The 12,796-nt window shown below is 73.3% G+C and carries 9 protein-coding genes; 7 read left to right on the top strand and 2 right to left on the bottom strand.

Going from position 1 to position 12,796, the window contains the following annotated elements:
• Positions 1-15: 15 nt before the first annotated feature.
• The 6 genes from araA to ACQP2H_RS17905 all read left to right on the top strand — a co-directional run bounded on the left by araA (position 16) and on the right by ACQP2H_RS17905 (position 7,354).
• Positions 16-1,521 carry an L-arabinose isomerase gene (gene araA / locus ACQP2H_RS17930; RefSeq protein WP_208566690.1) on the top strand — a complete coding sequence of 502 codons (1,506 nt, stop codon included), beginning with the start codon at positions 16-18 and terminating at the stop codon, positions 1,519-1,521.
• 39 nt (positions 1,522-1,560) lie between these two features.
• On the top strand, positions 1,561-2,550 hold the full coding sequence (locus tag ACQP2H_RS17925) for a LacI family DNA-binding transcriptional regulator (protein ID WP_208566839.1): 990 nt from the start codon (positions 1,561-1,563) through the stop codon (positions 2,548-2,550).
• A gap of 233 nt (positions 2,551-2,783) precedes the next feature.
• Positions 2,784-5,063 (top strand): FAD-dependent oxidoreductase, encoded by a 2,280-nt coding sequence (locus ACQP2H_RS17920; RefSeq protein WP_219462768.1) that lies wholly within the window; start codon positions 2,784-2,786, stop codon positions 5,061-5,063.
• Positions 5,060-5,380, top strand: coding sequence for a putative quinol monooxygenase (locus ACQP2H_RS17915; RefSeq protein WP_219462766.1), 321 nt, complete (start codon positions 5,060-5,062; stop codon positions 5,378-5,380). Before ACQP2H_RS17920 ends, ACQP2H_RS17915 begins: the two co-directional genes overlap by 4 nt.
• Positions 5,377-6,666, top strand: coding sequence for a cytochrome P450 family protein (locus ACQP2H_RS17910; RefSeq protein WP_219462764.1), 1,290 nt, complete (start codon positions 5,377-5,379; stop codon positions 6,664-6,666). Before ACQP2H_RS17915 ends, ACQP2H_RS17910 begins: the two co-directional genes overlap by 4 nt.
• 16 nt (positions 6,667-6,682) lie before the next feature.
• The gene (locus ACQP2H_RS17905; RefSeq protein ID WP_219462763.1) at positions 6,683-7,354 is read left to right on the top strand and encodes a TcmI family type II polyketide cyclase; all 672 of its coding nucleotides are present in this window, start codon (positions 6,683-6,685) and stop codon (positions 7,352-7,354) included.
• A gap of 52 nt (positions 7,355-7,406) precedes the next feature.
• Here the strand turns inward: ACQP2H_RS17905 and ACQP2H_RS17900 are convergent, their stop codons facing one another.
• Positions 7,407-9,842 carry a M14 family metallopeptidase gene (locus ACQP2H_RS17900; protein ID WP_357534352.1) on the bottom strand — a complete coding sequence of 812 codons (2,436 nt, stop codon included), beginning with the start codon at positions 9,840-9,842 and terminating at the stop codon, positions 7,407-7,409.
• A gap of 381 nt (positions 9,843-10,223) precedes the next feature.
• The gene (locus ACQP2H_RS17895; RefSeq protein WP_357534354.1) at positions 10,224-11,456 is read right to left on the bottom strand and encodes a PucR family transcriptional regulator; all 1,233 of its coding nucleotides are present in this window, start codon (positions 11,454-11,456) and stop codon (positions 10,224-10,226) included.
• 223 nt (positions 11,457-11,679) lie between these two features.
• On the opposite strand from ACQP2H_RS17895, the gene ACQP2H_RS17890 reads away from it, so the two are divergent.
• Positions 11,680-12,597 carry a dihydrodipicolinate synthase family protein gene (locus ACQP2H_RS17890; RefSeq protein WP_433228126.1) on the top strand — a complete coding sequence of 306 codons (918 nt, stop codon included), beginning with the start codon at positions 11,680-11,682 and terminating at the stop codon, positions 12,595-12,597.
• Positions 12,598-12,796 lie beyond the last annotated feature (199 nt).

Genomic DNA, 12,796 nt, shown 5'->3' with positions numbered 1-12,796 from the left:
CGGAAGGCAACGCCCATGACCAACCCATCCCCGGTCGCCGAGGTCTGGTTCCTCACCGGCAGCCAGGGCCTGTACGGCCCGGAGACCCTGCGCCAGGTGGCCGAGCAGTCCCGACGGATCGCCGAACGGCTCGACGCCGACCCGGCCGTCCCGGCCCGGGTGGTCTGGAAGCCGGTGCTGACCTCCAGCGCCGAGATCCTGGCCGTCTGCCGCGACGCCGCCGTGCAGGGTGCGGTCGGGGTGATCGCGTGGATGCACACCTTCTCGCCGGCCAAGATGTGGATCTCGGGGCTGGACGCGCTGCGTACCCCGCTGCTGCACCTGCACACCCAGGCCAACGTGGAACTGCCCTGGTCCGAGATCGACATGGACTTCATGAACCTCAACCAGGCCGCCCACGGCGACCGGGAGTTCGGGTACGTCCAGACCCGGCTCGGTGTCGCCCGCAAGACCGTCGCCGGGCACGTCAGCGACCCCCGGGTCGCCGCCCGGATCGGCGCGTGGACCCGGGCCGCGATCGGGCACGCCGAGATGCGGTCGCTGCGGCTGGCCCGCTTCGGCGACAACATGCGCGACGTCGCGGTGACCGAGGGGGACAAGGTCGAGGCCGAGCTGCGCTTCGGCGTCTCGGTCAACACCTACGGGGTCAACGACCTGGTCGAGGCCGTCGACGCGGTCGCCGACGCGCGCATCGACGACCTGGTCAAGGAGTACGACGACAGCTACCGCCTGGTCGCCGCGCTGCGCTCCGGCGGCGACCGGCACGACTCGCTGCGCTACGCCGCCCGGATCGAGGCGGGGCTGCGCGACTTCCTCGACGCCGGTGGGTTCCGCGCCTTCACCACCAACTTCGAGGACCTGGGCGGGCTGCGTCAGCTGCCCGGCTTGGCCGTGCAGCGGTTGATGGCCGACGGGTACGGCTTCGGCGGTGAGGGCGACTGGAAGACCTCGGTGCTGGTGCGCACGCTCAAGTCGATGTCCGTCGGCACCACCGGTGGCACCTCGTTCATGGAGGACTACACCTACGACCTCACCCCGGGTCGGGAACTGGTGCTCGGGGCGCACATGCTGGAGGTCTGCCCGACCATCGCGGCGGCCACCCCGAACGTCGAGATCCACCCGCTGGGCATCGGTGGCCGGGAGGACCCGGTCCGGATGGTCTTCGACGCCCAGCCCGGCCCGGCCGTGGTGCTCGGCCTGGCCGACATGGGGGAGCGGTTCCGGCTGGTCGCCAACGAGATCGACGTGGTCGCGCCGCCGTACCCGCTGCCGAAGTTGCCGGTGGCGCGGGCGGTGTGGCGGCCCCGGCCGGACCTGGCCGCGTCGGCGGAGGCCTGGCTCACCGCCGGCGCCCCGCACCACACGGTGCTGTCCCAGGCCGTCGGGGTCGAGGAGCTGCACGACCTCGCCGAGATGGTCGGCACCGAACTGGTCGTCATCGACGCCGACACGACCCCCCGCCGGTTCGCCGACGAGCTGCGCTGGAACCAGGCCTACTACCGCCTGGCCCGGGGTTTCTGACCCGCCATGGGCCAGCAGCGGCCCGGACGCGCCGCGGTGATGAGCGACGTCGCGCAACTCGCCGGGGTGTCGCACCAGACCGTGTCCCGGGTGCTCAACAACCACCCGAGCGTTCGGCCGGAGACCCGGGAGCGGGTGCTGCGTGCCGTGCACCAGCTCAACTACCGGCCCAACGCGTTGGCCCGGGGGCTGGCCGGCCGCCGCTCCCGGGTCATCGGCGTGGTCAGCTTCGACACCATCCTGTTCGGCCCGGCGGCCACCCTGCTGGGCATCGAGCGGGCCGCCCGCGCCGCCGGGTACGGCATCAGCATCGTCACCCTGGAGCGGCTGGACCGTAGCGGGATGCGCTCGGCCATCGACGCGCTGACCGAGCAGTCGGTGGCCGGCGTCGTCGTCATCACCCCGATGATGACGGCGTCGGTCGCCGTGCACGGCCTGCCCACCGGGGTGCCCGCAGTGGTGGTCGAGGCCAGCGGGGAACGCGGCGAACTGCCCAGCATCTCCGTCGACCAGGTGGCCGGTGCCCGGCTGGCGGTGCGGCACCTGCTCGACCTCGGCCACGAGACGGTGTGGCACATCGCCGGGCCCCGGGACTGGCTGGAGGCCCGCGACCGGGTCGACGGGTGGCGGCAGACCCTGGAGCAGGCGGGCCGCCGCGTCCCGCCGGTCATCGTCGGCGACTGGAGCCCCCGGGCCGGCTACGAGCTGGGCCAGTCCCTGGTGGAGCGCCCCGACGTGACGGCGGTCTTCTGCGCCAACGACCACCAGGCGCTGGGTCTGCTGCGCGCCCTGCACCAGCGGGGCGCCCGGATTCCCGAAGACGTCAGCGTGGTCGGTTTCGACGACATCCCCGAGGCCGAATACCTCTCCCCGCCACTGACCACGGTGCGGCAGGACTTCGACGAGGTCGGCCGGCGGTGCGTGGCGGCGCTGCTGGAACTCTTCGACGGTGCGGGCGCGGACGCGCCCCGCCCCCAGGTCGAACCGGTCCTCGTCGTCCGTGCGAGCAGCGGCAACCGCCGCCCCTGAGCCACCCCGACCGGTCCCGCCGTGAGCGTGCGGTACCGGCCGTCGGTGTGCGTCCGGCGGCGGGAACGGTCCGGGTGGGTGGGCCGTCCCGGCGGCGTCAACGGGGGTCGACCCGGGCCGCCCGGCCGGTGACGCCGGGGTGACGCGCGCTGCGACAGGGTCGAGCGACGACGCGCCGGTGCAGGTCCCGGCGGTCGGGACCCTCGTCACGGGCAGGCCGTCAAGGAGACTCCATGATCAGGACAATGCTCCGGATCCGCGCGCGCCCCGGTGCCGAACAGGCCGTCCGGTCGGCCTGGCGCACGGCTGCGGCACAGCTCGACGCGCTGCCCGGCAACCTGCGTCGGGACCTGTTCGTGGACGCGCACGACCCGCGTACGTTCGTCATCGCCACCGAGTGGGTCGACGACGACGCCCTGCTCGACTACGAGCGCGGCCCGGTGGCCGCCGGCCTCGCCGACGCCCTGCGTGCCGGGTGCGCGCCGCCCACCGCCGCCGACCGGCGGGTGATGCGCGACCGGCCCGGCGGGCACCCGACGCTCCTGGTGGACGTCGAGGTCACCGTCCCGGCCGCCCGGCTCGCCGAGTTCCACCGCGGCCACGCCGAGGTGACCGCCCGGATGGCCGGGGTCCCCGGCTACCTGCGCGAGGAGCTGCTGCGCGAGCCCGACACCGACGTCCACCACATCTTCGCCGAGTGGCGCACCGAGGCGGAGTTCCACCGCTGGGTGGCCAACCCGGCGCACGCGCGGGAGGAGGCCGGGCCGATCGCGCCGTTCCTGCTCGACTTCCGCCGCCGACTGTTCCACCTCGCGGCTCACCCCGGCACCGACCGGGCAGCCAGTACCGGTAGGGAGACCGACGTGCACACGACAACGGACGTACTCATCGTCGGGGCGGGGCCGACCGGGCTGACCGCCGCCGTCGAGCTGGCCCGGCGCGGCATCGACTGCCAGGTGGTGGAGAAGCGGGCCGCCCCGCCCGGTCAGGCGGACAAGGCCATCGGGGTGCACTGCCGCACGATGGAGATCTGGGCGCAGCAGGGCATCGCGCGGGAGGCGATGGACGCCGGGATCTGGCTCACCGGCAACGTGGTGTTCGTCAACGGCACCCAGACCCACCGGATGAGCTGGGAGCTGCCCGACCTGCCGTACGCGCACCTCGGCCTGCCCCAGTACGAGACCGAGCGGATCCTCACCGAGCGGCTGGCCACCCTCGGCGTACGGCCGCAGCGCGGGGCGGAGCTGACCGGGTTCACCCAGGGCGCGGACGGCGTACTGGCCACCCTGGCGCTCGCCGGGGGCGGCACCCAGACGGTCCGGGCGCAGTACCTGATCGGCGCCGACGGCGCGCACAGCCGGGTCCGTGACCTGCTCGGGTTGACGTTCTCGGGCGGGCTGGGCCGGTTCCCGCAGCTGTTCATGCTCGCCGACGTCGAGGTGAACTGGGACATGCCGCCGGGGCACCTGCTGCGGTTCCTGCACGAGACCGACGGTCAGATGGACGGCATGCTGGTCTGCGTACCGCTGCGCGGTGCGGGCCGGTACCGGATCGCGACCCTCGCGCCACCCCGGTTCTTCGCCCAGACCGGCGGTCGGGACGCCCCGCCCGGGTTCAGCGAGGAGTTGGCCGAGCCGACCCTCGACGACGTGCAGGCGGCGCTTACCCGGCTGGCCCCACCGGGCACCCGGGCGGCGAACCTGCGCTGGTCGTCGGTGTTCCGGATCAGCCACGGCATCGTCGACCGGTACGGCCACGGCCGGGTCTTCGTCGCCGGTGACGCGGCCCACCTGCACCCGCCGGCCGGGGGACAGGGGATGAACACCGGCATCCAGGACGCCTGGAACCTGGCCTGGAAGGTGGCGCTGGCGGCGCGGGGGCTGGCCGCCCCCGGCCTGCTCGACAGTTACGAGGCCGAACGTCGCCCGGAGGGCGAGGAGATCGTCGGCCGGGCGGTTCGGATGGCGTTCACCGACGAACTGGACCGTGCCGACCTGGAACGGCAGTTCCGCCAGGAGATGTCGCTGCTGCTCAGCTATGCCGACAGCCCGCTGGTCGGGGAGTGCGTGACCGACCCGGAGGGGCTGCGCGCCGGCCCGCGCCCCGGTGAGTGCGCCCCCGACCTGGGCGGGTTGACCCGGCGGGGGGTGGGGCACCCGTTGCGGCTGCGCGAGCTGACCGGCGGCACCCGGCACACCCTGCTGGTCTACGCCGACGCCTCGGCCGAACCGGCGGCGGTGGCGGCCGTGTCGGGGCTCTGCGCCGACGTCCGTGCCCTGACCCGGGGTGAGGTCGACGCGTACCTGCTGATCAGCCCGGACGCCGACGACCCGGGGCTGCTCGCGCCGCCGGTGCTGCGCGACGCCGGGGGTGAGTTCCGCGCCCGGTACGGGGTGACCGGCACCGCCCTGTACCTGATCCGCCCGGACGGGCACGTCGGCTTCCGCAGCCAACCGGTCGACGCCGACGCGCTGCGCAAGAACCTGCACCTGGTGTTCGGGGGTGCGCGATGACGGCGGTGCGCACGGTGCTCGCGATGCGGACCCGGGAGGGTTGCGCGGAGCGGTTCGAGGCGGAGTGGCTCTCGGCGGCGGCACAGATCCGGCTGCTCGACGGGTGCCTGCGCCAGGACCTCGTCCGCGACGCCGACGACCCGCGCAGCTATCTGATCATCAGTGACTGGGTGGACCGGGAACGGTTGGACGCCTTCGGCCGCAGCGAACACCGTGACCGGCTGCTGCGGGTGGTGCGGGACCTGCGGGAATCCGCCGAACGGCACACCTACCAGGTGCTGCACAGCATGCCCAGCGCACCCGAGGAGACCAGATGACCGAGCCGGTACCCGCCGCGCAGCTCTACACCGACCAGTTCGCCGTCGACCCCTACCCGTCCTTCGCCCGGCTGCGGGCCGACGCCCCGGTCTGCCCGGTCAGCTCGCCCCGGTTCGACTCGTACCTGCTCACCCGGTTCGACGACGCGCGGGCGGCGCTGACCGACCCCCGGCTGTCCAAGGACCTCTACGGACCCGGCCAGCACTACCTGCAGCTCTTCGGCCCGAACTCCGAGGCGTTGAACCGCAACATGCTCAACGCGGACCCGCCGGAGCACACCCGGTTGCGCCGGATGGTGTCGCAGGCGTTCGCGCCGCGTCGGATCGAGGCGTTGCGCCCCCGGGTACGGCAGATCGTCGACGACCTGATCGACGGGTTCGTCGCGCAGGGTCGGGCCGAGCTGATGCACGACTTCGCGATCCCGCTGCCGATGGTGGTGATCTGTGAGCTGCTCGGGGTGCCCCGGGCCGACCAGGAGCGGGTGCTGGACTGGACCCAGGTGATCCGGACCTCGGGGTCGGCGCGGCGACCCCCGGCGCAGGAGCGGGCGGCGGTCGGCGAGGCGCAGGTACGGCTGCACCACTACCTGGTGGAGCTGGTGGCCGCCAAACGGGTGGTCCCGGCCGACGACATGATCAGTGCGCTGATCGACGCCTGCGACCAGGACGGCCGGCTGTCCGAGGCGGAGCTGGTCACCACCACCTTCCTGCTGCTGTTCGCCGGGCACCAGACCACCGCCGACTTCCTGGGCAACGCGACGGTGGCCCTGCTGACCCACCCCGACCAGCTCGACCTGCTGCGCGACACCCCGGACCTGCTGCCCTCGGCGATCGAGGAACTGCTGCGCTTCGACGGCCCGCTGCCGGTGGCCAGCCCTCGGGTCGCCACCGAGGACGTCGAATACCAGGGGGTACGCATCCCGGCCGGGTCGATCGTCGGGGTGGTGCTCAACGCCGCCAACCACGATCCGGCGCACTTCGTCGACCCGGACCGGCTGGACCTGCGCCGGGTCCGTGGCCCGCACCTCGGTTTCGGCCACGGCGTGCACTACTGCCTCGGGGTCTCCCTGGCCCGGATGGAGGCCCAGATCGCCCTGGCGGCACTGCTGCGCCGGTTGCCCGGGCTGCGCCTCGGGGTGCCGCCCACCGAGCTGCGCCGGTTGCCGGCGGCGTCCCCGTTCCGGGGGCTGCTGGAGCTGCCGGTCCGGTTCACCGCCTCCGCCCCGCCGGTGTCGTACCCGCCGGCCAGTCGCCCCCGTCCCACCGAGCCGACCCGTACCGTCTGATCCCCGAGGAGTTCCGATGACCTTCCGCAACGTGATCGTCTGTTCCATGGTGCCGGGCAGCGAGCAGACCGTCGCCGACGTGTTCGGGTACTACGACCGGACCACCCGGCCGCAGGACCTGGGCGTGGTCGGGCGGACCCTGCTGTCGTTCCACGGCCTCTACATCCACCTGATCGAGCGCGACGCGGACCCGAAGGTGACCGGGCAGACCCGGGGCCTGCCCGCCTTCCAGCAGATCGCCGAGCAGATCGCCCCGTACGTGACGCCCTACCCGAGGGACTGGAAGAACCCGTCGGACTCGGTGGCGAAGGAGTTCTACTCCTGGGCGCCGGCCGAGCCGCCGGCCGACGCGGGCGAGCCGAGCCGGACGGTCATCGTGGCCCGGATCAAGCCCGGTGCGGAACCCACCGTCGCGCAGATCTTCGCCGAGTCCGACGCCGGCCCGCTGCCCGCCATGATGGGGGTCACCGGGCGGTGGCTGTACTCGATCGACGACGTCTACCTGCACGTGCTGGAGCGCGTCGGCGAGCCGTTCGACGGCGCCGTGGAGCAACGCCACGACCAACCGGTCTTCGCCAAGATCATGGACGATCTCAGCCCGTACATCAGCCCGTTCGACCCGGACACCTGGGGCAGCCCGCTCGATGCCGTGGCCACCGAGTTCTACCGGTGGCGGGCGCAGGACTGACCCGGGCCGACCGGCGGGGGTCCGACCGCGCGGACCCCCGCTGGTGTCGGCGTCAGCCGGTGGGCAGGGTCGCCCAGCCCCGGTTGAAGGTCAAGCTGTCGTCGTCCGGGCGGTAGTTGCGCTCGATGTTGCCGGCGGCGTCCACCGAGAACCAGTGCACCTTGGTGCCGGCCGGGACGGTCAGCGTCTCGCCCCCCTCCCGGATGCCCGCCGAGGCGTACAGGGTGGAGTCGAACGTCGGCCGGGAGCCGTCGAGGGTGTAGAACACCGCCGCCGGCTCGCTGGTGTCGAACCGGACGCTGACGGTGCCCTCGGTGGCGCTCGGCGTGACCGCCAGGGTGCTGGTCGGGCGTTTCTTGTCCTTGTCGAAGTCCCGGGCCACCCGCAGCAGCTCGACCAGGCCGTTGCTGAACTCCATGGTCTCCTGGTGCGCCTCGTCCCAGGTGGGCTGGAAGCTGGTGCCCACCTCGAAGTTCCAGGCGTAGATGCCGTACTTGTACCAGAGCATGTCGCCGGAGTTGCCCGCCGCCGAGTACAGCACGTCGGAGATCGGGCCGGTCCGGGCCGGGGTGACCGCCATGTTGCGGTGCCGCTTGATCGCGGTGAGGATGCGCGACGACGCGCCCCAGAAGAACGACTCGTCGGCGAGCGTCGGCCGGGGCGCGGAGATCCGGCCCGGGGTGGCGTACGCGCCCGGCGACCACATGAAGTAGTTGCCGGAGGAGTGCAGGTTCATCGAGAACTTCATGTTGGGCCGCTGGGCCAGCCAGTCGACGTTGCGGTTCTCCGGCTCGGACAGCTCACTCGGCCCCGCGTAGGTGTCACTGGTGCAGCTCGCCGACGCCCCCGAGTAGCCGTCGAAGAGGCTGTACTCGGTGTAGTTGCGGTTGTTGTCCACCCCCCACGAGTTGCGGGCCAGCGCGTCGGTGGCGCCGCCCGGGGCACAGTGGTTGGTCATGTTGCGCCGCTGCGAGGCGTAGTCGTAGAACGAGTAGTGCCCGCCGTCCGGGTTGATCGACGGCACGATCCAGATGTCCAGGGTGCGCAGCAGCTGCTTGGTGTTCTCGTCGGTGGCGTGGTTGCGCAGCAGCCGCTCGGCGGTCTCGATGGTCACCAGCGGCGGGACCCACTCGCGGGCGTGCTCCTGGGCGTAGGCGAGCACCCCGGTGCGGGAGCCGTCGCGGTACTTGCCGATCCGGATGGCGTACACCGGGTGCGGGTCGCGGGAGACCCCCGCGGGTGCCTTCAGGTTGTCCGACAGCGGCGTCGGCGCGACCGGCGCGACCACCCCGGCGCCGGCGTCCCCCCGGTAGGTGTACGCCGTGACCAGCGCACCCGCCTCGGCCGTCAGCGCCGCGGCGACCTGGGCGGCGGTGCTGGTCACCACCCCGGTGGCGTCGGTGGCCAGGCTGACCCGGATGGCCTTGCCGGTCACCGTGACCGTGAGCGGCCGGTCGGCCGCGCCCGGGTCGGCCAGCTCGACGGTGAGGTCGTTGCCGCCCTCGTGCCCCCAGGCGAGCGAGTCGACCGCGACCCGGGTGGCGTTGGTCCCGCCGAGCACGACCTGGGCCTTACGCCGGTACCCGTTGGTCTGGTAGGGCAGCTTCACCACCTCGGCGAGCTGCGGGTAGGCGTCGGCCAGCCGCTTGATCCGGTCGTACAGCTCGGTCGGGGTGAGGTAGCTGGTGACGAAGTCCTTCTGGTAGCCCGGCCCCTCCGGGCTGTCGGCCGGGATGGGCAGCCACTCCTTCACCTCGGCGACCGCCACGTCCCCGGTGGGGCTGGTGATCTGGATGCGCTGCGGCCGGGCGGTGACGGCGGCGGCGCCCCGGTGATAGAGGTAGACCCCGGCGTCGACGAACCGGGAGATGTTCTGGGTGCCGCCGGAGCCGATCTCGGTGCCGGGGCCGCTGTCGCGTGCCACGGTCAGCGTGCTGGTGGAGGTCTGACCCTGGGCCCACTTCGCCTCGACCGAGAGCACCTGGTTGGTGCCGGAGGTGTAGTAGTCGGCCCGGATGATCTTCACGTCGGAGGCGGCGGCGCTGCGCTGCAGGGTCGCCGTGTACGCCCGGTTCTCGGCCTGGTGGGCGGCGATCGTCGCGTCCCGCTCGCTGACCCGCTGCGCGGAGTCGGCCGCGTCGTGCAGCACGGCACCGACCCGGTAGCCCCTCCGCTTGAGCGCGGCGACCTCGGTCGGGGTGACCACGGCGTGCACCACGATGCCCTGCGCGGTCCGGGTGACATGGTGGTCGAGGTCGACCCCGGTGGCGACCAGCTCGTCCAGCGCAGCGGTGCCGTCGACCACCACCTCCACCACGTCGGCCTGCTCGTCGGCGGAGCGTTCGAGCCCGATCGGGGCGTCGGCCTCCCGGTCGGGCGGGGCGGCGGTGCCGGCGGTCGCCGGGCCGGCGAGCAGCAGTAACGCCACGCCGGCAGCCGTGGCGGCGGGTAGCCGCCGCCAGCGGCGGGGCAGTGCGGAACGAGACATCTCGGGCCACCTTTCCTGGGGGTGCACGACGGGCCGACGGCGCGCGGCAGCGCCCGCCGTCGGGCGGGGTACGAAACGGGGAGGTCGGACGCCGACAGTCGGGCGACGGTGGGCGGCCGGTCATGACGTCGACCCGCCGCAGGACGGGGGACACGGGGTGTCTCCCGGACGCGCGGCGGTGACGGACCGGCGCCGATCCGGTCTGCGTGACGGGCGGGGGGCGTACCTGGTTACGGTCGGTCCTGGGGGCATTGCCGATCGGTGCGCCCATCCTGGCCGTACCCGCTCGGATCTGTCAATGATCTGTCCGGCCGGACACGGGCTGTCACAGTGCGGCGATGCGGGTGTCCTGTCCCGACGGTCGCCGGGCGGCCGGCACGGTCAGGACGGGGTGCGGTAGTGGCCGGTGAGCCGGCCCAGCTTCATCGCCAGGTGCAGGCACAACCGTTCGTTGCCGTCCTTGAGGTCGGTGTCGGCGAGCTGCTCGACGCGTTGCAGCCGGTAGTAGAGGGTGGTCCGGTGCAGCCGCAGCTTCTCGGCCGTGGCGTGGGCGTTGCCGGCCAGGTCGAGGTAGGCCTCCAGGGTCTCCAGCAGCACCTGGTGGGCGTCGTCGCGCAGCAGCCGCTCCAACCCGGGGTGCACCCCGGCGACGTCGAGGTGCCGCGCGTCCAGCTGCGACAACACCCGGTAGATGCCCAGGCCGGCCCAGGAGACCACCCGGCCGAGCGCCGGCAGTTGGACACCGACCCGGGCCGCCTGCACCGCCTCCCGGTACGACTGCACCGCGTCGGCCAGCCCCGGGCGGGACTGACCGATGCCGGTCACCGTGCGCTCCACCGAGGACAGCCCCCGGGTCGCCTGCCCCAGCGCCTCGTCGAGGTGACCGGCGGCGGTTTCCGGGGTGGGCCGGCCGGCGATCCGACCACCGCAGATCAGCAGCACCCCGTGGTCGGGCCAGACCATGTGCAGCGACTCGCGTACGCCGAGCCACCGGCGGGTCGCCACCAGTGCCTGTTCCAGCGCGATCCGGGCCATCTCGTCGGGGTGCCGCCCGGTGACGGGGGCGAGTTGGGCCACCACCGCCGTGGTCGTGCCGTCACCGGCGACCGTGCCCTCCTCCAGCAGGGCACGCACGGCGTGCGCACGGGCCTGCGGGCTCTCCACCAGCAGGGTCCGGGTGGCCTCGGACTCCCGCTGCGAGGCCAGCTCACCGAGCAGGTTCTCCCGATAGAGGGCCAGCGACAGGTCGGTGAAGGCACCGGTCGCGGTGGCGATGTCCGCGTCGGTCATCGACCCGTCGTCGTCGATGAACCAGACGAAACCGAGCAGCAGGTCGTCGTGCCAGATCGGCACGCAGACCCGGGGGAGCAGGTCGAGGGCCACGTCGGCGGGGGTACGCACCGGCTCGCGGGCGGTGAGCACACCCATCCGGCGGAACCAGGCGATCACCTCCGGGGTGGTCTGCCGGCGCAGGATCGACATCCGGCGTACCTCGTCCATCGGCCCGTCGTGTTCGCTGTAGACGACCACCCGCTGCCGCCGGTCCTCGATGAGGGCGGGACGCCCCACCCGGGCGGCGACGGCGTCGACTATGCGCTGAAGCTCACCGTGCATGGATCTCCCCTGGTTGGCTGCGCGGCAGGGGGTGCGACAGCCGGTGCCCTACCCTGTGCGGCCGGTGGGCCTGTGCGCAAGGTCCACCGCGGATATACCGACAAAAGGACGGCCCCCACGGCGACTGTTCCGGCAATTGTCCGAAGAGCCACGACGATCGACGATCGTAGGGTTCCACCTGCGGTGGGCAGCGGGCCGCCGGCGCGTAGGAGGGAACGCCCGAGTGACAGCTGGTAGGCCCTGGCGGGGGATGCTGGTCGCCATCACCACGCCGTTGCGTGACGACCTCGGCGTCGACTTCGACCGGCTCCAGGAGCACGTGCGGTGGCTCGCCGAGGCGGGCTGCCACGGGGTGACGCCGTGCGCGTCGGTGGGGGAGTACCGGGCGCTGTCCGACGACGAGCGGGCCGACGTGGTGCGGGCGACGGTGCAGGCCGCGCCACCCGGCTGCGCGGTGCTGCCCGGCGTCGGCGGGTACGGCAGCCGGCAGTCCCGCCGCTGGGCGGAGCAGGCCGCCGCCGCCGGGGCCGCCGGGGTGCTCGCCCCACCCCCGGACGGCTACCCCGCAGGCGACGCCGACGTGGTCGCCCACTACCGGGAGGTGACCGCCGTCGGCCTGCCGGTGGTGGCCCACAACGACCCGTACGACACCCGGGTGGACCTGACGCCGGAGCTGCTCGCCCGGGTCGCCGAGACCGACGGGATCGTCGCGGTCGAGGAGTTCTCCGGTGACGTGCGGCGGGTGCACCGGATCAGGGACCTCTGCCCGCACGTGGACGTGCTGGCCGGCGCGGACGACGTGCTGCTCGAACTGGTGCTGTGCGGGGCCCGGGGCTGGGTCTCCGGCCTGTCCAACGCGCTGCCCCGGCAGGCCCTGCGGCTCTACGACCTCTGTGTCGCCGGGGATCTGGCCCGGGCGTTGCCGCTCTACGCCGAGCTGCACCCGGCGTTCGGTTGGGGCTCCCGGCCGGAGGCGGTGCAGGCCATCAAGCTGGCGATGGACTGCGCCGGACGGTTCGGCGGCCGGTGCCGCCCGCCGCGCGGTCCGCTGCCGCAGCCGGCCGTCGCCCGGCTGCGCCGGGACCTGGTCCGGGCCCTGTCGGTCACCGTCGATCCGGTCGTCGACGGTCGTCCCCGGTGAACCACCCCGGCCGGCGGGGCCGGTCGACGGGCGGGCCGGGCGGGTGGATCGGGCGGGTCGGGGAGGTCCCGGCGGACGCTGGTGGCCCGCCGTGACCCGACGCGGGTCCTTCAGGTGTCGGAAGCGGCCGGTCCACCTGCCGACATCTGCACGGTGACCGGCCCCGGCCCGTCCTCCTAGATTCGCTGCGCGGCCCAGT

The organism is Micromonospora sp. CA-248260 (genome assembly GCF_050942205.1).
GTDB classification, from domain to species: domain Bacteria; phylum Actinomycetota; class Actinomycetes; order Mycobacteriales; family Micromonosporaceae; genus Micromonospora; species Micromonospora antibiotica.
This window is presented reverse-complemented; position numbering and strand designations above follow the sequence as displayed.